The organism is Gabonia massiliensis, from assembly GCF_001403595.1.
GTDB lineage: Bacteria > Bacteroidota > Bacteroidia > Bacteroidales > Coprobacteraceae > Coprobacter > Coprobacter secundus.
The window spans coordinates 160,788-182,558 of sequence record NZ_LN877937.1 but is presented as its reverse complement, the minus strand read 5'-3'; the positions used below and the strand labels follow the sequence as shown (position 1 = coordinate 182,558).

14 protein-coding genes, 1 tRNA gene and 1 pseudogene are annotated in these 21,771 nt (G+C 51.3%); 10 read left to right on the top strand and 6 right to left on the bottom strand.

Going from position 1 to position 21,771, the window contains the following annotated elements:
• Positions 1–29 precede the first annotated feature (29 nt).
• On the top strand, positions 30–473 hold the full coding sequence (locus BN2628_RS02040; protein ID WP_055095842.1) for a hypothetical protein: 444 nt from the start codon (positions 30–32) through the stop codon (positions 471–473).
• Positions 474–1,904: 1,431 nt separating this feature from the next.
• Here BN2628_RS02040 and BN2628_RS02035 read toward each other — a convergent pair.
• Both BN2628_RS02035 and BN2628_RS02030 read right to left on the bottom strand, forming a co-directional pair.
• A complete protein-coding gene (locus BN2628_RS02035; protein ID WP_257606351.1) occupies positions 1,905–2,711 on the bottom strand; it encodes a hypothetical protein in 807 nt (268 codons plus the stop codon).
• 247 nt (positions 2,712–2,958) lie between these two features.
• Positions 2,959–3,870, bottom strand: coding sequence for a hypothetical protein (locus BN2628_RS02030; RefSeq protein WP_055095838.1), 912 nt, complete (start codon positions 3,868–3,870; stop codon positions 2,959–2,961).
• Positions 3,871–4,439: 569 nt separating this feature from the next.
• On the opposite strand from BN2628_RS02030, the gene BN2628_RS16665 reads away from it, so the two are divergent.
• The 9 genes and pseudogenes from BN2628_RS16665 (at position 4,440) to BN2628_RS01970 (ending at position 15,230) form a co-directional block, all read left to right on the top strand.
• On the top strand, positions 4,440–5,519 hold the full coding sequence (locus tag BN2628_RS16665) for an alpha/beta hydrolase (RefSeq protein ID WP_074023913.1): 1,080 nt from the start codon (positions 4,440–4,442) through the stop codon (positions 5,517–5,519).
• A gap of 101 nt (positions 5,520–5,620) precedes the next feature.
• Positions 5,621–6,601 (top strand): DUF362 domain-containing protein, encoded by a 981-nt coding sequence (locus BN2628_RS02020; protein ID WP_082002332.1) that lies wholly within the window; start codon positions 5,621–5,623, stop codon positions 6,599–6,601.
• A 417-nt stretch (positions 6,602–7,018) separates the two neighbouring features.
• Positions 7,019–7,522: a helix-turn-helix domain-containing protein gene (locus BN2628_RS02015; protein ID WP_154668362.1), complete on the top strand. Its 504-nt coding sequence runs from the start codon at positions 7,019–7,021 to the stop codon at positions 7,520–7,522.
• A pseudogene (locus tag BN2628_RS02010) lies at positions 7,507–8,346 on the top strand (IS3 family transposase); the annotation flags it as partial. The gene BN2628_RS02015 and the pseudogene BN2628_RS02010, both read left to right, overlap by 16 nt.
• 353 nt (positions 8,347–8,699) lie before the next feature.
• Entirely contained in the window at positions 8,700–10,451 is a 1,752-nt protein-coding gene (gene sppA, locus BN2628_RS16660) for a signal peptide peptidase SppA (RefSeq protein ID WP_074023923.1), read from the top strand.
• A 47-nt stretch (positions 10,452–10,498) separates the two neighbouring features.
• Positions 10,499–11,620: a tetraacyldisaccharide 4'-kinase gene (lpxK, locus tag BN2628_RS16655; protein WP_074023912.1), complete on the top strand. Its 1,122-nt coding sequence runs from the start codon at positions 10,499–10,501 to the stop codon at positions 11,618–11,620.
• Between the two features lie 1,376 nt (positions 11,621–12,996).
• A complete protein-coding gene (locus BN2628_RS01985; protein WP_021931108.1) occupies positions 12,997–13,809 on the top strand; it encodes a purine-nucleoside phosphorylase in 813 nt (270 codons plus the stop codon).
• 229 nt (positions 13,810–14,038) lie between these two features.
• On the top strand, positions 14,039–15,094 hold the full coding sequence (gene thiL, locus BN2628_RS16650; RefSeq protein ID WP_074023910.1) for a thiamine-phosphate kinase: 1,056 nt from the start codon (positions 14,039–14,041) through the stop codon (positions 15,092–15,094).
• 63 nt (positions 15,095–15,157) lie between these two features.
• A tRNA-Phe gene (locus BN2628_RS01970) sits at positions 15,158–15,230 on the top strand.
• A 420-nt stretch (positions 15,231–15,650) separates the two neighbouring features.
• Here BN2628_RS01970 and BN2628_RS01965 read toward each other — a convergent pair.
• The 4 genes from BN2628_RS01965 to BN2628_RS01950 form a co-directional block, all read right to left on the bottom strand.
• Positions 15,651–16,424, bottom strand: a complete 774-nt coding sequence (locus BN2628_RS01965) for a LytR/AlgR family response regulator transcription factor (protein WP_055095818.1) — start codon at positions 16,422–16,424, stop codon at positions 15,651–15,653.
• The gene (locus BN2628_RS01960; protein ID WP_055095816.1) at positions 16,421–17,446 is read right to left on the bottom strand and encodes a sensor histidine kinase; all 1,026 of its coding nucleotides are present in this window, start codon (positions 17,444–17,446) and stop codon (positions 16,421–16,423) included. The genes BN2628_RS01965 and BN2628_RS01960 overlap by 4 nt, the downstream gene beginning before the upstream one ends.
• 32 nt (positions 17,447–17,478) lie before the next feature.
• Entirely contained in the window at positions 17,479–18,771 is a 1,293-nt protein-coding gene (locus tag BN2628_RS01955; protein WP_055095814.1) for a TolC family protein, read from the bottom strand.
• A gap of 2 nt (positions 18,772–18,773) precedes the next feature.
• A partial coding sequence (locus BN2628_RS01950) for an efflux RND transporter permease subunit (protein ID WP_055095812.1) occupies positions 18,774–21,771 on the bottom strand: 2,998 nt, incomplete at its 5' end.

Sequence of the window (21,771 nt, the reverse complement as noted above, 5' to 3'; positions counted from 1 at the left end):
CTTTATATAACCTTTAAAAACACGATACCATGAAAGAAGAAGAAAAATCAGAACTCGAAGCCATCATCAACGAGACACTCCAAGACGGCGCACAAGCCGACAACTCCCCGCTCGGAGCATTCAGCCTGTGGGTCGTATTCCCCCTGTTCCTCCTTATCCTCGGGCGCATCGTAGGCCTCATCCAAAGTATCAACTCCATCATACAATACATACTTTGGAATGCCAACATCACCCCCTTTATCATCGCCATCATACTACAAGCCGCCTCCATCGCCTCTGCCGTATTGTTGCTGCTCAAGAAAAAGTCAGGCTACTGGGGCATCGTGGCGACATTCCTGCTCGCCATCATACCCGGCTACATGACAGGACTGTGGATAAGGACCACCATCGGAGCCATCCTCGGTATCCTGCTCGTGACCGCCATACTGCAAATCAGGAAAAACGGGGTCAAAGGGTGGTACCTGCTGCAGTGACCCTCCCTGCCGGCATGCCGGAAAGCCACCTCTCCCGACCTTAAAAAGAGCAGATAAAAAAAGAAGCGGGTCCCCCCCCTGGGTGTGCCCTGACCCGGTATGGAATGGCCCCGGACCTTTCTAAAAAGAGACATCCCCGATGGAACCGTACCCAAAGGCCGCTTTTCGCCTTTTTAGGCATACAGGTTGTAAGCCTACCCGAAAATATCCTTCAATAACTTAAAGCCTGTCGTTTAAATTCCGCCCAAGACAATCCAAAGATTTCTTTTTTACAGATGGTTGTCTGTTTGCACAAGAACGATAGCGGGCTGTTTGACAAACACAAACGAAAAAAGAAACACCTGAAACCTCCCCTTAAGACATCATTACCTTTCCCCTTCAGGAAACGAGAAAAATTTCATATCCTCTACCTTCCGAACGGTAAGGAAAAATACGGGGCTGTCCGAACTTTTTGTAGACAGCCCCGTATATTATCTTAGCATAAAGCCTGTTCAAGTTTTACTCGGGTTAGTTTTGAGAGTTTCTTCCGAGGATGTTTTTCTATATTTACAAGGAAGATAACGGGCTATCTGACGAGTGAAAACGGGAAAAAAGTCCGGAAGAAAAGCAAAGATGACCCGATAATATTTCTTTATTGGAAAATTTAAACGACTGGTTCTTACATCTCAATCTCCCCTCTTGAGAGGGGATGAAGGGGTGTGTGACGGGGAGAGGCGCAGCAAGGCCAGAGATATTTTGCTACTGTTGGGCAAGGTGGTATCTGTCGGCTTCGGGTGGTTGCTTTGATTTTCGGTGGCTATGCACGGGCGTCACACACCCCCGACCCCTCTCAAGAGGGGAGGTTTGGGATGCTTGTTTCTTTTTGGTAATGGGAATGTTGTGTGGGGAAGTTTTGGAACTACCTTCTTATTGGTAATGAGGGGGAGGTGGCGTGGTTATTTCCCCTCTTGAGAGGGGATAAAGGGGTGTGTGATGGTGAGAAGCGCGGGTTGGGTTGAGGTGTTCGAGATACAGTCTTGAGAAGCATGTTGCTGCTACTGAGAGAGGAAGAGCATTTGTCAAGATTTGAGGAAAGGTGGTATCTGTCGGCTTTGAGTGGTTGTTTTTGAGTTAAACAGCTATGCTCGGGCGTCACACACCCCCGACCCCTTTCTGGGACGGGGAGATTTGAGATGCTGTGTTCTTGTTGGTAATGAGTGGTTTATAGTGTGTTGTTTCCCCTCTTGAGAAGGGATAAAGGGGTGTGTTATGATGAGATGCGCGGGTTGTGATGAGATGATTTTTGAGGTGGTATCTGTCAGCCTCAAGTGACTGTTTTGAGTTAAGCAGCCATGCCCGGGTGTCACACATCCAAGCCTCCCCTCTGGAGAGGGGAGGCTTGGATGCTGTATTCTTATTGGTAATGAGTTGGTTATATATAGACGTTATTTTTCAATCAGCAGCAGTCAACGTATTCACCGCCACTACCCGGGTAGACATGTTGTCTTCCCAATAAGTATAGTCCTCATAGATGCGCATCTGCCTGCCGGCAAAACGAACCGTGACATAGCCATCCCACTCATCATCATAATCCTCGTTCGCCATCGAGTCCTCATAATGGAGAGTGCCTTGCGCCTCGTCTGTCCAGCTCCACCGGGCCACTTCCACATCACCGTCCAAATAAAAACAAATATATGTCCCCACTGAAGTGAATATGACTTTGCGACACTGTTCACCATCCTCATCGAGGAAATCTTCCTTCGAGATACCGAGCATATCCCCTCCTATCGCCTTGAAGTAAGTATCCACCTCGCCATCGTTTACCGTCTGCTTGCCATGGACTATATATTTGCCGTTCCAGTAAGCCCACATTTCGAAACTATTGTAGTCCCATGTACGGCAAAGGCTTTTTGTGGCGCTGCTCACAACCGGTTCGGACACACTGACATATACACGAGACACCGTCCCGTCATAATTCCTGTAATATACGGTCCGGTCGGCACCCGTGGCATCCCGCAAGTCCACCTCGACCCCCCTGCCCAAACGGTACCTTTTGTCACCGAGTCTGGCAAACCTGCCATACTCGCTGCCATCGGGCAACCTCACCGTACCGTTTTCGTCCGTCACACTTCCGGCACGCACAACTTTGGCTTTACGGTTTTTGTAAACAGAAAAACTCCCCCCGGCATTCACCGCAACGCGGACAGAAGAAGTATGAACATACGAATTATAGGTAAGCAAATAGCTCCCGTCCGGCATGAGCTCTAGCGTATGGAAAGGAGCATATCTCTCCTCGGCCACTATCAGTACAGCATCCTCGGCATAAGGCTCGTCAGGCAGATTGTTGGGTTCAAACCCGGCAGAAGGCAACGCCCCGGCCGGCGGGGTATCATTGCCGCCGATTTCATCATCAGAGTCGGTACAAGCCGGCATCACGATACCCAAGGCAATGAACAAAAGAGGACAAACAATTTTGAATTTCACGTTCATATCATCATGTTTTAAGTTAGAATCTTAGCGCTATATAAAAGCGAGGGCCCTTTTGTTTCAGCCTGAAATCCTTCGTGCCGAACAAGTCGGCAGAACCCTCTCCCGACGAAGACTCATCGTCCTCATCGTCCTCGAACGAAGCCTGTTTGTATTTGATAGAGCTCCACACACCCTCCACCCCCACAGATATCGCCTTGTAGGAGACAGAAGCACCTGCCGACAACGCACAGCCGAAACCATAAGAAAATGAGTCATTCTCCAGAATACCGGAAGCCGTCGGCAAGGCATGGAAGTAAGCGGCAACGATAAGCCCCTTCCAAGGATTGACACTGATACTCGGCCCCACATGCAGGCCGTATTCGAACTTGTGCATCCCCAAATCGACGCCGGCCAAAGAAAGAAGCGAACCGCTGGGGTCATCGCTGACGATTTCATCAAAACCGTCGTCCGGATTCGGGCCCGGGCTTGTCGCCGGTGTAGAAGAAGAAGCGGTTGCCGTCCCGGCAGTCTTCAATTTCAGCTTGGCATAACTCAAGTCCATAAATCCGTAGTCGATACCGAACTTGACCATGCCCCAGAGAGGCTTGGAGTGAAAGTAAGCCGTTTTCCCACGCTGGAGCGACACGGCAAACTCCGTTTTCCACGTCATAGCCTCACCGTCGGTGCGCTCGATGCTCGGGATACCGAAACCCAGCTTCCAATACTTTTTACGTTTCCAAACCGTTTCTACTTGCCGCTCCTTCTCCCCGGCATCGAGCTGCGATTTGAGCTGCTTCAGTTCATCAGACAAGATTCTCAGCGAATCAGACCTTTCATTCCGGTGTCCGGTGCCACTGCCGATAGAGTCTGCCTTGATTTCCTGCGCTTGGGCGGCCGAAAGCACCAGGAACGACAGAGCCACACCGGCAGCAAATCGTTTTATTCCCATAGTATTGTTCTGCCCATACAGTCCCTTTAAGGCCTTTATTTAAACATGAAGCGTGGAACTGCAATGCCCATGCCTGATTGGAGGTCGTAGGAAAAACCTGTGCACGGATATGGAAACAGCAGCCCACGCTATAGCGCGAGAACCACTATGCTTTCCCTTGTGCACTATTGAAAATTTCCTACGTTTCCAATCACAAGATAAGCATAACGCTTCTTCTTATTTCGATATGTCTCGGATAGATTTACTTCAATCCGGCTGCAAAAATACGCATAAAAAGGTAGAAAACGCTTAATTTTACGATAAAAGTGATTCGGCCGAGCCAGCTTTATGTTTTCTTCCGTCCAGTTTTACCCCTCACATCCATCAAGGAACCCCGCAAGAACCATCCCCACCCCTTTGGACAGCCCCGCGAGCACTACCGCACCCGGTAGCAACCTCTCTCACAAGCGATTGCACACAGCGGCACAAAGAAAAATCCGTAATTCGGGTTATAACATCCGTAATCCGTCTACACGCACCGCACCGCACACGCCCTATCTTTGTCCCTGTAAAACAAAAGACAAACCCGTATGAAAAAATCATTGAAAAACCTCTGCGCTGCCACAGCCATAAGCCTCTGCGCCACCGGACACCCCGCAGCAGCAAGCCACCGACCCGATAACAATAACAACAATAATATGGAAACAAAACTCAACCCGGCCGAAGAGTGGGACAAAGTATTCCCCCAAAGCCACCAAGTAAACCACACCAAAGTAACCTTCCACAACCGCTACGGCATCACCCTCGCCGCCGACTTGTACATACCCAAGAACGCCTCCGGCAAACTGCCCGCCATCGCCATAAGCGGCCCTTTCGGAGCCGTCAAGGAACAAGCCTCCGGGCTCTACGCCCAGACACTCGCCGAACGTGGGTTCCTGACCCTCGCCTTTGACCCCTCCTACACCGGAGAAAGCGGCGGCACACCCCGTCATGTAGCCTCGCCCGACATCAACACCGAAGACTTCTGCGCTGCGGTAGATTATCTCTCGACCCGTGAGGACGTGAATCCCCAACAAGTCGGCATACTCGGCATCTGCGGCTGGGGAGGGTTCGCCCTCAACGCAGCCGCCATCGACACCCGCATCAAAGCCACCGTCGCCTCCACCATGTACGACATGAGCCGCGTCAATGCCAACGGCTACTTCGACGCCATGACCCCCGACGAACGCTACCGGATGCGCCAGCAGCTGAACGCACAACGCACCCGCGACTACAAGGAGGGGACATACGCATCCGCCGGAGGAGTCATAGACCCCCTGCCCAACGACGCCCCCCAGTTCGTCAAAGACTACCACGCCTATTACAAGACACCCCGGGGATACCACAAACGGTCGCTCAACTCCAACAACGGGTGGAACAAGACCTCCGCGCTGTCCTTCATCAACATGCCCATACTCGCGTACAGCGACGAGATACGCAACGCCGTACTCCTCATACACGGGGAGAAGGCACACTCCCGCTATTTCAGCGAAGACGCCTTCAAGAAACTCAAGGGAGACAACAAAGAGCTCCTCATCATCCCCGGAGCCAACCATACCGATCTCTACGACAATCTCGACAAAATACCTTTCGACAAGATAGAAGCATTCTATCGCGAATATCTGAAATAAAACCCGTATATTAGCACCCCCCGGCCGCACATCCCCTTCCGGGCCGCACACCCGGAAGGGAGAATGAAGCCGCTCAGTCTTTACAAAAACATAAAAACACGATGACACCGACCGCACACCTCCGTACACTCCTCTGCACGATAACCCTGCTCGCAGCCGCTATCTGCACACACGCACAACAATCCGCGCAAGCCGGCACCCCACCCCTGCCCAAAGTCTACATGTACAAAAAAATAACCCCGGAAAACCTCGTCAAGATATACGAAGCACTCGGACGCCCGGCACGAGGACGCGTAGCCGTAAAACTCTCCACCGGAGAACCCGGCAACAACAACTACCTCGCCCCCTCCCTCATCCAAGACCTCGTGCACAAAGTAAACGGCACCATCATCGAATGCAACACCGCCTACGGAGGCGGAAGAGCCGACACCCGCAACCACCTCAAAGCCGCCGAAGACCACGGCTTCACCCGGATAGCCCGGGTAGACATCATGGACGCCGACGGAGAAGTATCACTCCCCGTAAAAGGCGGCAAGCACCTCAAGGAAGACTTTGTCGGCAAGAACTACCCCGGCTATGACTTCACCCTCGTGCTCTCCCACTTCAAAGGACACCCCATGGGAGGCTTCGGAGGAGCCATCAAGAACATCGCCATCGGCATCGCCTCCTCCCACGGCAAAGCATGGATACACTCCGCCGGCAAGACCCGCAACCAGCAAGAAGTATGGAGCGACCTGCCCCCGCAAGACCACTTCCTCGAATCCATGGCCGAAGCCGCCAAAGCTATCACCGACCACTGCGGTGACAACATCCTGTACATCAGCGTAGCCAACAACCTATCGGTAGACTGCGACTGCGTAGCCGCCCCCGAAGACCCCAAGATGGGCGACATCGGCATCCTCGCCTCGCTCGACCCCGTAGCACTCGACCGCGCCTGTGTCGACCAGGTACGCGCCTCAAAAGACCACGGCAAGGTACACCTCATCGAACGCATCGACTCCCGCAACGGCATGCACACCCTTGACTATGCCGAGCAGCTCGGTATCGGGAGCCAGAAATACCAGCTCATCCCGCTCGACTGAACAACTCCCTAACCCCATCCCAAAGGAAAAACAATACCCCTTCATCCCCTCTCCAAGAGGGGAATCCAAACACCACAAACCACTCATTACCAAAAATAAAGCAGCATCCCAAAACTCCCCTCTCGAGAGGGGCTGGGGGTGTGTCACGCCCAAGCACAGCCTCCCAAAATCAAAAACAATCACTAACGTTTGACAGATACCTTCTCGCTCCTCTAAATCCGACAAACCTCGCTGAGGAATATCTCTGCCTAATCCGCACTTCTCGCCGTAACACACCCCTCAATCCCCTCTCTAGAGGGGAAACATCACGCCACAAATCACTCATTACCAACAAGAAAACAGCATCCAAATCTCCCCTCTCGAGAGTGAAGTGCACCCCAAAAGTTGGACAAAAAACCCTATAAAAACAGTACAATAATGAAACACACCTTAGAAGAAAAGCGGGACATAGTCAGGCAAATCAAGAGAGGCCGTCCCCTCTCGAGCCTGTGCAAGGCCCTACATCTCGACCGCCATATGGTCAGAGACTGGCTGCTGAGATACGAAAAGTACGGAGACCAAGGCCTCCGAATACGTACCCCAAAATACCACTTCAACACCCAAGAAAAAGAAAGAATAATATGGGAACATACAAAAAAAAGAATATCTTTGCAAGAACTGAGCCTCCGTTACGATGTAGACCGCAGTACCATAAAATCCTGGCTGAGAAAGGCCCGCACAGGAGGTTCCCTTTACCGGATAAAACAGCCGAGCCCCATGGCAAGACCCAAGAAAAAAGAACCACAGACAGAACTGGAGAAACTCCAGGCAGAAAACCTGCGGCTCAGAGCCGAGAATGCGCTGCTAAAAAAAGTGAAGGCCTTAGTCGAGGAAAAGAAAGCCCGGGCACGAGAGAATGGGCAAAAGCCATCGACGAACTAAGGCCGGAATACCCCCTTGACTTATTGCTAAAGTTAAAAAGGATGGCCCGTTCAGTGTTCTACTATCATCTTAAGCATCTGAAAGACAAGGACAAGTATGCACACGAAAAGGAACTTATCAAATCCATTTACCATGAACATAAGGGCCGGTACGGTTACCGTCGGGTGACGGCCGAGATGCGCAACAGAGGCTTCACGACCAACCATAAGACCGTACGTCGGCTCATGGATGAAATGGAGCTCAAGAGCAGAATCCGCAAAGTCCGTTACCGCTCATACAGGCACCAGGCCGGCAAGACAGCCCCCAACATCATCGCCAGGAACTTCAGGGCCGAAGCCCCCAACCGCAAATGGGCCACGGACGTGACGCAGATAAACATCGGTCCGGCCAAGCTGTACCTTTCGCCGATAATAGACATGTTCAATGGAGAAATCATCTCATATAACCTCTCCGAAACCCCCAACATGGAACAGATTTACGATATGTTGGACAAGGCCTTTTCCCGGAATGACGACCTGGAAGGACTAATCCTGCACTCCGACCAAGGCTGGCAATACCAGCATTACGGCTACCGCCAACGGCTCGAAGAGCGCAACGTGGTCCAAAGCATGTCACGCAAGGGCAATTGTCTGGACAACGCCATGGCCGAGAGCTTCTTCGCCATCATGAAGTCCGAGCTGCTCTATGCCGAAAACTTCGAATCCCCTGAAGCCTTCACGAGAGCTTTGGAGGAATATATCGATTATTATAACCATAGGAGAATAAAATCCCGGTTAAAGGGAAAGAGCCCGGTACAATACCGAACCCTTTCCATTACCGGATAATGTATAACCCGTCCAACTTTTTGGGGGCACTTCAGTGTGACAGCGAAGAGCGAGACCTAAGTTGAGACTTCCGCGATACAGTTGAGGGAAGTGTTTTCTGTTCAGTTTCAGAGACTGTTTTTGATTTTAGGAGATTATGCACAGACGTCACACAACCACCTACATCCAAAAGCATCCACCCAAAGCCAAGAAACACCACCTCAAAATAAAAGATTCGAAAATCATCTTATAATTCATAAAAATTAGACAAACACTCCATAAAAAACCCTTATATTTGTGATATAATGCATCTTTTTGCATTAAAATACAGAAAATACAAACATTTTGGCACTCACGACCAACCAACAAAAAAGATGAAACAGTTCTTCAAGACCACATTCGCCTGCGTACTCGGCGTCTTCATAGCCGGTACCATACTCATATGGATAGGAGTCATCATGACCATCGGCATCATATCCGTCTCCACCGTCCCCACGTACAAAGAAAAAAACAACACCATACTATACCTCAACCTCAAAGGAGAACTCAACGAGCGTTCCAAAGAAAACCCCCTCAGCCTCCTTTACAGCGAGAAAAGCGAAATGTCCCTCGGGCTCGACGACATACTCAAAGCCATACAGACCGCCAAGGACAACGACAACATAAAAGGCATCTATATCGAAGCCAACGGCCTCTTTGCCGGCTACGCCTCCATCGACGAGATACGCCAGGCACTGCTCGACTTCAAGAAAAGCGGCAAGTTCATACTCGCATACGGCGACCAGTACCTCCAGAAAGAGTACTACCTCGCGTCCGTTGCCGACAGCATCTTCCTCAACCCCGTAGGGATGCTCGATTTCAGAGGACTCAGCGCCTCCCCCATATTCTACAAAAACACACTCGACAAAATAGGCGTCGACATGCAGATATTCCGCGTAGGCACATTCAAGTCGGCAGTAGAACCCTACACCACCACCCACATGAGCCCCGCCAACCGCGAGCAGACCCAAGTCTACCTCCATTCCATATGGGACCACGTGGTACAAGGCATAAGCCGGGCAAGGAACCTCTCCCCCCGGCAGCTGAACGCGTGTGCCGACTCCCTCATGCTCTTCCGCGAAGAGACCCGGGCCGTACAAGCCGGGCTTATCGACGCCCTCGCATACCGCCCGCAGATGAAGCAGAAACTCGCACGCATGGCGCACGCAGACAAATATGAAGACCTGACCCTCGCGTCAGTCACCGAGATAGCCGGCCTCCCCCGGAAAGCGCCATCCGCCCAAGACATCATCGCCGTCGTATACGCCGACGGAGAAATAGACACATCGCCCAATGACGGCATTAACTCCCGCAAGCTCGTCGCAGAACTCGACAAAATAGGACAAGACGCGGCCATAAAAGGCGTCGTCCTGCGCGTCAACTCCCCCGGAGGCAGCGCCTTCGGCTCCGAGCAACTGTGGGAAGCCGTCGACCGGCTCAAGCAACTCAAACCCGTAGCCGTATCCATGGGCGACTACGCCGCATCCGGCGGATACTACCTCTCCTGCGGAGCACACCGCATATTCGCCGACGCAGCCACCCTCACCGGCTCTATCGGCATATTCGGCATGGTGCCCGACGCATCCGCCCTGCTCACCGACAAGATAGGGCTCACCTTCGACGAAGTCAAGACCACCCGGTACGGCAACTTCCCCGCCATACACAGAGCCATGACACCCGGCGAAAAAGCCATGATGCAAGCCTACGTAGAACGCGGGTACGACCTCTTTGTCAAAAGATGCGCCCAAGGACGGGGCAAGACCGTCGAAGACATACGCAAAATTGCCGAAGGCCGCGTATGGACCGGAGCCAATGCCGTGAAGCTGGGACTCGTCGACCAAATCGGGACACTCCGCGACGCCATCACCTGGGTAGCCGGCCGGGCCCACACCCCCGATTACCGGAGAGTAGACTACCCCGTCAAGAAAACCATATACGAAGAGCTCCTCAGCGAACTGGGCAGCTACAGCCGCACAAGCCTCGAAAAATGGATACTCGGCGACCGCTACCGCCCCCTGGACATACTCAGGCAGATACAACACCTCGACCCCGTACAAGCCCGGGCCGAAATCGGGCACATCGACTGAAAAAAAATAATCCCGGTACAACAACACAACCCAGACCAACAAAGGATATGAACGAGCACAACACCCCGCACCTCCATAACAGCCTCCGGCCCCTTGCCCTCATATACAAAGCCGTCGTACAACTGAGGAACCGCCTCTTCGACTGGAAGATACTCCCCTCCGAGACATACGACATACCCGTCATATCCGTCGGCAACATCACCGTCGGAGGCACAGGCAAGACCCCACACACCGAGTACCTCATACACCTGCTCGCCCCCCATTACCACATAGCCCTCCTGAGCCGAGGGTACAAGCGCAAGAGCCGAGGCTTCGTCATAGCCGAGGCCACATCCACATCCGCCCAAGTAGGAGACGAGCCACTGCAAATCAAGCGGAAGTTTCCCCACATCACCGTCGCCGTCGATGCCGACCGCCGGAGAGGAATACGCCAAATCAGGAAACACTTCCCCGAAACAAACCTCATACTCCTCGACGACGCCTTCCAGCACCGCTACGTCACCCCCTCCACCTCCATACTCCTCACCGACATCAACCGCCTCATATACGAAGACAAGATGCTCCCCGCAGGCCGCCTGAGAGAACCCCTGTCTGGAAAGTCGAGAGCCAACATCGTCATCGTCACCAAGTGCCCCGACGACATCAAGCCCATCGACTTCCGCATCATCGCCAAGCACCTGCAACTATACCCCTACCAGAGGCTCTACTTCACCACGTTCCGGTACGGAGACCTCACCCCCGTATTCCCCCGCACCTGCACCATACCCCAAGACACCCCCGTAGACGTCAGCCTCTACAAAAACGTAGTCGCCGTGTCGGGCATCGCATCCCCACACACATTCATACACCACATACACACCCTCTGCCCCGCGGCACAAAGCCTCACATTCGCCGACCACCACGACTTCACCGCCAGGGACATAACCCGGATAAAGAAACTCTCCACCCAAGCCTCCCCCGACGACACCCTCGTCATCGTCACCGAAAAAGACGCCGCAAGGCTCATGCACAACCGGCACATCGACACCCCCCTGAAGCAGCGGATGCTCTACCTCCCCCTCCGCGTCGCGTTCCTCCAAGACGGTGGCCCCGCATTCGACGCCCAGATACTCGACGAAGCCAAGAAAAACAGCCCCAGTTACATCCCCCAATACAGGCGCACAAAATAAGGCGGCAGCTACCCGAAGCAAATAAGCAAACAAAAAAACTGGCAACACCCCTTCCCCCCCTCCGGGACAAGAAGGTTTGGAATACCACTTTCCCGCTGTAAACAAGAAAATCACAGCAAAATATAACCTCTTCAAAGGAGAGGTCAGGATATTTGTTTTCTTAATCAATAATAAGTAATTTGTGGCATGGAAGTTTCCCCTCTCGAGAGGGGATAAAGGGGTGTGTTATGGTAAGGTGCGCGGCAAGGGCTAAGATGTTGCAGGAAGTTGCCTCGAGAAGCTTGATGTTGCAAGGCGGTATCCGTCAGGCTTCAGTGGTCATTTTGATTTAAGGAAGCTACGCACAGACGTCACACACCCCCGCCCCTCTCAAAGAGGGGAGATTTGAAATACAGCTTTCTATTTAATAATAAGTAATTTATAGCATGAAGGATTCCCCTCTCAAGAGGGGAAACATCCACGCCACAAACCACTCATTCCCAACAAGAAACAAGCATTCCAAATCTCCCCGTCCCAGAGAGGGGCCGGGGGTGTGTTACGCCCGTGCACAGCTACCTAAAATCAAAAGCATCCACCCGAAGCAAAAAAATACCACCTCACCAAACAGCAGCAAAAACACTTCAACCTTTGCCGCGCCCCTCGCCGTAACACACCCCTCAATCCCCTCTCAAGAGGGGAATCCTACACGTCACAAATCACTCATTACCAACAAGAAACAAGCGACCGAATCTCCCCTCTCGAGAGGGGCCGGGGGTGTGTAACGCCTGTGCACAGCTACCTAAAATCAAAAGCATCCACTGAAGCCCGACAGATACCACCTCACAACACCAAAACAAACTTCCCGTAATACCTCCACCTATCCCGCGCCCCTCGCCGTAACACACCCCTTTATCCCCTCTCTAGAGGGGAAACCATCCCATCAAACCTCTCATTACCAACAAGAAAGCAGCGACCAAACCTCCCCTCTCGAGAGGGGCAAGGGGTGTGTGACGTCTGCGCACAGCCTCCTAAAATCAAAAGCATCCACCCGAAGCCGACAGATACCACCTCACAACACCAAAACAAACCTCCTGTAATACCTCAACCTATCCCGCGCCCCTCACCGTAACACACCCCTTTATCCCCTCTCTAGAGGGGAATCCTCCACACTCAACCCATTCATTACCAACAAGAAAAAAGCATCTCAAACCTCCCCTCTCGAGAGGGGCCGGGGGTATGTAACGCCCGTGCACAGCTACTCAAATCAAAAGCAACCACCCAACCCCCAACAGCCCCACCGTAAAAACAACAGAAAAAAACACCCCCGCCACGACAAACCCAAACCAAAAATCACTATATTTGTTTCCATTGTATAACATATAAAAACGAACTTAACTATGTTAGAAAAAATCAAAGAAACAGCCGCATTCCTCAAAAAAGAATACCCCGTAATGCCCGAGACCGCCATCATACTCGGCACAGGACTCGGAGAACTGGTAAACCATATCGACATCGAAAAAGAAATACCCTACCAGCACATCCCCAACTTCCCCGTCTCCACCGTAGAAGGGCACAGCGGCAAACTCATATTCGGGAAACTCGGCACCAAGGAGATACTCGCCATGCAAGGCAGGTTCCACTACTACGAAGGATACGACATGAAACAAGTCACATTCCCCGTACGCGTCATGAAACAATTAGGCATCAAGCACCTGTTCGTATCCAACGCGGCAGGAGGCATGAACCCCGCCTTCGCCGTAGGAGACCTCATGATCATACGCGACCACATCAACCTGTTCCCCGAACACCCCCTCAGAGGCAAGAACTTCGAAGAACTCGGAGTACGCTTCCCCGACATGAGCGAAGCCTACTCCAAACGGCTCATCGACAAAGCCCTTAAAATAGCCGCCGACAACAACATCAAAGTACAACAAGGAGTATACGTAGGCACACAAGGGCCCACATTCGAGACACCCGCCGAGTACAAATACTTCCACACCATCGGAGGCGACGCCGTAGGCATGTCCACCGTACCCGAAGTCATCGTCGCACGGCACGGAGGCATCGAAGTATTCGCCATATCCGTCATCACAGACCTCGGAGTAGAAGGCATCGTCGAGAAAGCATCCCACGAAGAAGTACAAAAAGCCGCAGCCGCAGCACAACCCAAAATGACGCTCATCATGAAAAAGCTCGTAGAGCAATTCTGAAAAAAGACAACACACAACCACGCCCGCAAAACCTGTCCGGAACCTGCCCCCCGCACGGGCACCCCTCAAGAACAGCCTTTGCGGGCATCCTTTTTGCCCCGATAAAAAATATAACCGGCAACACCCGGGCAAACACCGGAACCATCCGGAACAAAATTTGCCCCCGCCTTTTACCCAAGTCTCGAATACAAACACTACCTTTGCCACAAAAAAATAGACAAACACAAATATGGAAAATATAAAACGCACCGAAATCGCCACATTAGGAGAATTCGGACTCATCAAGCACCTCACCCGGGACATCCGGCACAAGAACCCCTCCACGCACAAAGGCATAGGCGACGACGCAGCCGTACTCCAGTACGACCACAAGCAAGTACTCGTCACCACCGACCTCCTCCTCGAAGGCATACACTTCGACCTCACATACGTACCCCTCAAACACCTCGGGTACAAATCGGCCGTCGTCAACTTCTCAGACATATACGCCATGAACGGGCAGCCCAAGCAACTCACCCTGTCGCTGGGCATATCCAAGCGCTTCTCCGTCGAAGACCTCGAAGAATTCTACGCCGGCCTCCAACTCGCCTGCGACGTATACGGAGTAGACCTTGTCGGAGGCGACACATCCGCCTCCCTCACTGGGCTCGCCATCAGCATCACCTGCATCGGCGAAGGCGACACAGGCAAAATCGTCTACCGCGACGGAGCCAAAGAAAACGACCTCATATGCGTAAGCGGAGATTTCGGAGCCGCCTACATGGGGCTGCAACTCCTCGAAAGAGAAAAAAAAGTATTCACAGGCGACAAAGACTTCCAGCCCGCATTCGAAGGACGCGAATACCTCCTCGAACGCCAGCTCAAGCCCGAAGCCCGCAAAGACATCATCGCAGAACTCGCCCGGCACAACATCCTCCCCACCGCCATGATGGACGTATCGGACGGGCTCTCCTCCGAGCTCCTGCACATCTGCGACCAGAGCCACACCGGCTGCCGCATCTACGAAGACCGCATACCCGTCGACTACCAGACCGCGGCCATGGCCGAAGAGTTCAACATGAACCTCATCACCGCAGCCCTCAACGGAGGCGAAGACTACGAGCTCCTCTTCACCGTGCCCCTCGCCGCCCATGACGAAGTCATCACCATACCCGGAGTCCGCGTGATAGGCCACATCACCTCCCCCGCCTTAGGCGCCTGCATGATAACCCGTGACGGAGCCGAGATAGCCCTCAAAGCCCAAGGATGGAACTCGTTAAGCCAAGAAAACGACCATCCCCAATAAATATTCCCCATTTTATTTGCACGGGAACAAAATAATCCATACATTTGCACTCGCAAAAACGATGGTGCCATAGCTCAGTTGGTAGAGCAAAGGACTGAAAATCCTTGTGTCCCCGGTTCGATTCCTGGTGGCACCACAGCGAACGACTTAGGTGAAAACCAGAGTCATTTTTCGTTAAGACGAATTTCAAAGTCAACACACTGACAATAAGCCTCTTTAGTCAACGTCAAGAGATCCCGGAAACCATTAAGTTGAAATTTTCAGAGTGTGCCTGTCTGAGCGAAAGGTACATACGTCACGTTTCGGAACAGATATCCCTATTCGTTTGAGGACCAAATCCATCGGTACGATATAATCCAATATATCTGGAACTGTTCAACGCATCCACAATTATAAATTGACATCCCGTTTGACGACACCAAGCAAATGCGTCGGCCACAAGGTCGACAATTGCTGCCCTATCCCCTTACTTTGGCCGTTGACAGACGTTCCAAGATACCCTATGTCTATAGCCGGATATGAAGACCGTCGATAGAAGAAGTTAAGAACAACCTTCTTAATAATTGAGCCACAACTTGAAAGCCGAAGCTTTTCCATCGCTTATGACGATATCTGACTTGAACGGCGGGTATACCTCAACCCTTATTCTCCCCTTGAAAGAAGGAACAGCCTTATCAATGGCATCCACATTAAGGATCATCTGCCGGTTTACACGGAAAAACTGACTGGGATCCAGCTGTTCCTCCAACTTATTCAAAGACAAGTCCAGTATATGCTCCCTGCCGTTGGAAGTGACGGCAAATGTCGTCCGTTCTTCAAAATAGAAATAAGCCACATCCTCCACCCGCAGCGACCAGAAGTTGTCAGTTCCGGAAATAAGGAAACGGGACCGGTACTTCTTTTCGGGATGCTTCAGAACATCAAGCAATGTTTCCATATAATTATCAGACTGCATCCAGCCTCGACCGCGCAAGCTCTCATATTTCGAGATGGCATCCGACAGACGCTTCTCATCTACCGGCTTCAAGATGTAGTCTATACTATTTACAGAAAAAGCACGCATGGCATACTGGTCGTATGCCGTTGTGAAGATGACGGCCGACTTCGGCTTGGCAGAGGAGAGGAAGTCAAAAGCATCCCCGTCCGTAAGATGTATATCCAAAAAAATCAGTTCCGGATGCTCATGGGATGCGAACCATTCTGTCGCATCGTCCACGCTCCCCGGAATCATCTCGATATTCCACCCGGGACGCAACGAAAAGAGCATCGAGTGCAACAACCTTGCCGCAGGTATTTCGTCTTCTATTATGACTGCGTTCGATTTATTCATTGTATAATCGGAATTTTAACTGTAAAAACAAATTTTTCTTTTTGCACAAGCATATCCCTATCGGTCATCAGCCGACAACGGTTCGCCAGATTCTTCAACCCTATTCCTGAAGAAATATCCTTTTTTTTCTTTGGAGAAACCGGATTACTGACTATCAAATATTCATTATCCACTTCAATGTGAATAGTCATGGGCTTACCTGAAGAAATCGTATTGTGTTTGATTACATTCTCTGCCAGCAACTGCAGGGTAAGAGGCGGTATCTGCCGGTCCATATATCCGGAAGGAATCCGGCAATCGCAATCGATACAATCTCCCAAACGGACCTTATGCAAGAACAAATAGGAATTCATAAAATCCAATTCTTCTTTCAACGACACCAGATTCCTGCCCTGGCACTGGAGGACATACCTGTACACAGATGAGAGATTCCGGGTAAAAAGCATGGCATTGTCCGGGTTATATTTGATTTCAGCAATCAACGTATTCAGGCTGTTGAACAGAAAATGGGGATTCAGCTGGTTCTGCAAAGCAACATATTTGGCCCGGGCATTTTCCATTTGCAATTTGGCAGCCTCTTGCTGTAACAACCAGTTTGCCTGCATGGTACGGTTGGAAAGAAGCAACCCGATGACCACCATCTCCGTTAGCCATACGACAATCAGCAAATTCCATCCACTGCGAGAGAAGTTGAATACCGGTTCTACATCCGCCAAGATCTTGGCTGTGACGAACAGGCCGTAATTCAACGCCAAAAACAGAAAGATTACCGCAACATAAAGCATGCCGATCTTCCGTTTCCAAGATGCGTTAATGACATATTGCCTGTTCACCCAGCCCGACATCCAAAGCGTGAAATATCCCATCAGGTTGAATGCGACCAAGGTGAATAGGCAAGCCCCCCATGAATACAACAGCTCAGCTGCCTGAGGAGAAAAATCAGTATAGTTGACAATCAAGAAGTAAGAAAATAATCCCAGTCCTGAAAACAACAACGAATATGTGACCGTACTCCATTTCATAGGGATAAAGATAATACAAAAATTCTGACAACTTAGTATTTGTTCAGCGCCTTAAGCAGCTCCGAATAGTAATTCTGTGCCGATACCTTGGCCTGTACATGGTTTATCTGAGCCATTTGACGGTAGGTCTGTGCGTCAATCACATCGGTAATGGAAGACTTTCCCTCGTCATAACGATCCAAAGCCATTGTCTCGTTCTCACGAGCCTTGTCCAGCGAGTTACGTGTCAGTTCCACCTGTTCCATTGCCTGCCGCAACGAGTTACGTGCCATCCGGATTTCCAGGTTGACACCGTCCGTCACTTTGTTCAGATTATCGGTAGCCATGTCCACTTTGAACAAAGAAGCCCTTTTCTCATTTTTCCGCTTTCCCCATTCAAACAGCGGCACGGATACTTTTGCATATACAGCGTAATTAGGATCCATGTCTGTACGGAAATTATAGCCGGGAGAAAAATAGCTCCCGTCAACTCCTACATAGAACTGGGGCCTGTATTTGGAAAGCACCAGCTTCTTTTCACTCTCGGCCATCTTTATCTGCTCCGTCGCTATTTTCAACTCCGGACGGACAGTACAGCTATCGCTCCAAAGAGACACATCGTTCACCACAACCACGGCCACACTGTCATCCACCTCGGTCGGAGCCTCAAGTTCCACCCCGATAAGCGAATTAAGGGCCATCAGGCCGTTCTCCAAATTTTTCCGGGCTTGCAGAAGCTGGAATTCGGCCTCATTCAGTTTCACCTCTATCATCAACAAGTCCTGCCTATCTGTCAAGCCGGCATCCACCCGTTCTCGGATGGTCTGTGTCAAAGAGGCGACAGAATTCCGATAATCGTCCGATATGCGGACTATCTCTGTACGTGCCACCGTATTCCAATATTGCATATCGGTCTGCAAACAGATTCCGGAACGAATATATTCTTCTTGAAACCCGCTCACGTTGTGCCGGTATTCGGCCATCCGTATGGTTTCCAGCAACCGTCCGCCTGTATAAATGGGCTGTTGCAAGGAAACGGACGCACCGTATCTCAAATCTTTCCCCTCAAATGTGACCGGGTTGCCCATAGAAGGCAAGTCCAGCGTCAGTTCCAGCGGGTTTCCTGTATATTGGAAATTCGCATTCCCGGACAGCTTGGGATACAAGTCTTTTTGAGCCGCCTTCTCCAACTCGATACTGGCAGCAATGTTCTTGTCCGCAGCCTTTAGGTCATGGCTGTATTCAACAGCCATCGACCTATATTTTTCCAACAGCAGATTTTGTTGGGCTACAGCTACGGAGACAACACACAATGAAAATGAAAGCAATATATATTTTTTCAACATAATCACGACTCTTTTATTTTATAGAAGATAGAATACAACGCCGGTGTGACAAACAATGTCAGCAGCGTAGCAAAAGTCAGGCCGAAGACAATGGTTGCCGCCATTCCCCCGAAAGCTATGTCGAACAGAAGCGGCACCATCCCCAGAATAGTTGTAGTAGCCGCCATCAACACCGGGCGTGTACGCGATACGGTAGCTTCTATGACCGCTGTATAAGGAGCGACACCATTTTTGCGTTGTACGTTTATCTCATCCAGCAATACGATAACGTTCTTGATAATCATACCCAGTAATCCCAACCATCCGGCAATCGGGAAAAATCCGAAGTCAAAGCCGGTGAGCAGCATGCCGACAGCCACCCCGATAAGCGACAAGGGAAGCACGCACAAGATGATACCCGGCTCCCAGAAATTCCCGAACAATGCCACGAGAATCACTATCAGCATCAAGAACGCCAACGGGAAGAATTTGGCCAAAGCCTGCAAGCCCTCATTCTGGTCCTTGAACTGCGAGTCCCAAAAGAACGTATAGCCTTCCGGCAATTCCATGGCTTCAACCTCCTTGCGTATCTCCCCGTGCACCTCGGCCATCGTATGTCCCGGCTGCACACCGCACATGGCAGCCATGGAGAGCTGGCGGTTGTAGGTACGTATCTGCGGCCACTCCCAAGTAGTCTCCACCCCCTTGGTCACTTGAGAAAGCGGTGCGGAACGCTCGCCGTTCCAAACCGAAAAATTCTCCAACGAATGCGCATCGGTCACGGTAGCATTCTCCGACTTCAACAACACGGGTACCTTCCGCTCGTCATCCCGGTAGATGCCTACCGGCAGCCCGTCACTGATAGACTTCACCGACTGCATCATCTGCGCTTTGGTTATACCCAACGCACCAGCCTTCACAGGGTCATATACCGGACGCATCACCATCGTCATGTTTCCCCATTCGTTACGCACATCCGCCGCTTTCGGGTTACGGCGCATGATACCGGTTGCCACATTTACCAGAGAGTCCAAGACAGCGGCATCCGGTCCCAAGAAGCGTGCCTCTATCATCGCTTCCGTCAACGGGCTCAGTTCGAACTTGTTCACCTTGATCAACGGTTCGGGAAATTTCAGACGAATAGAGTCCTGCAACAAGGCGTGCATGGCTCTTGCATCTTCAGACGAACGGCATTTTATCAATAACTGCGCATAGTTGGACTGAGGTCCAAAAGCGATATTGGACAGATAATACCGGGGCGGTGTACGCCCTATGTAGTTGGAAACCATCTCCACCTCCTTATGATTACGCACATAATCGGCCATCTCACCCGCTATACGGTCTGTCTCGTAGATATTGGTACCTTCCGGCAACCACATATCCATCGTGAAATACTGTTTTTCCAGCGCCGGGACAAAAACCTTCGGTATGAACTTGAAACTCCATGCCGAAAGGACCAACATCACGACCAACAAAACGATAGTCATAGAACGATGGCGCAACACCCAACGAAGGGAGCCACGAAACATATGGTAATACTTACCGTCAAAAAGACCGGCCTTCAACTCTTCCGGACGCGGACGGCGTACGAACTCTTGGATAAAGAATGGGGTTTGAGTCAGAGCAAACACCCAACTGAACATCAAAGAGACACCGATGACAATCACCAGCGACGAAAGCAACTCACCGGTAATATGAGGAGAGTAATAAATCGGCAGGAAGGTAAGAATGGCAATAACCGTAGCCGCCAGCAGAGGAAGCGCAGTAGATGAGCAAGCTCGCATAATGGCGACACGCTTGCGCATACCCCGTTCCATATTGACCAATGCCGAATCGGATACCACGATGGCATTGTCCACCAACATCCCCATGGCAATGATAATGGCAGCCAATGACATACGTTGCAAGGCAATACCATAGGCCATCATGACCATCAACGTGGCGAAGATGGAGAACACCAATCCGCTGCCGACCAAAATACCGTTTTTGAACCCAATAAAGAACAGCAGGATCGCCACCACCGTCACCACCGAAACAATCAGGTTCAGGATAAACCCCTGATTCGCCACATCCGACTCATATCCCTGGTCATAAATGGAAGTCAGCATAAAACCTTCAGGCATCGTCTTCCGGAACTTGTCCAGTGTCACTTGTACGGCCTTGGCCATATCCACCACATTTCCGGTCGGCACGGTAGAAATGGCAATACCCACCGCAGGGCTTCCGTCTATCCGCATAAGGTTGCCCGGAGGGGTCTGGTAGCCCTCCTCGATACTGGCGATGTCGTCCAGCCTGAAGTGCTCACCGGTACGCGAAACGATAGTCAGTTCGCGTATGTCATCCAGCGAATAGAAGTTTCCGGTAGACTCGATACGGATACGGCCACTGCCGGCATCCACACCTCCAGCATCCACTACCTTGTTCTGGGCTTCAAAAGCACGGGCAATGTCGGCGGTAGTCACCCCGCTCTGCGCCATGACCGCCGGACTGATGGTCACATCGATGGTCGGGGTCTGCACACCGTAAATCTCCACTTTCGCCACATCCTTTACTTTCAGCAGCTCGTTCTTTATCAGCTTGGCCTCGTCCTCCAACTCACGAAACGAATAGCTGTCTCCGGTAAGCCCGTAGAACACGCCCAGCACATCCCCAAAGTCATCGTTTACAATGGAAGGACCGGCTCCGGCTGGCAATTTACTCTGAACATCGCTTACCTTGCGACGCAACTTGTCCCAAAGTTGTTGCATCTCGTCGGCACGTATTTCCTTCTTCACATAAACGGTTATTTTGGATAGTCCGGCCCGGTTTTCAGTCTTCAGGTAATAAAGTTCGCCCATTGACTGTATGGCCTCTTCCAAAATATCAGTTACTTGGGACTGTACTTCAGAAGGAGAAGCACCGGGATAAGGAGTCAGCACCAACGCCTGCTTGATGGTGAAGGGCGCATCTTCCAGTTTTCCCATCTTGACATAGGAAAACAGTCCGCCGGCCAGTACCAGTACCAGCAACAGGATAGTGACG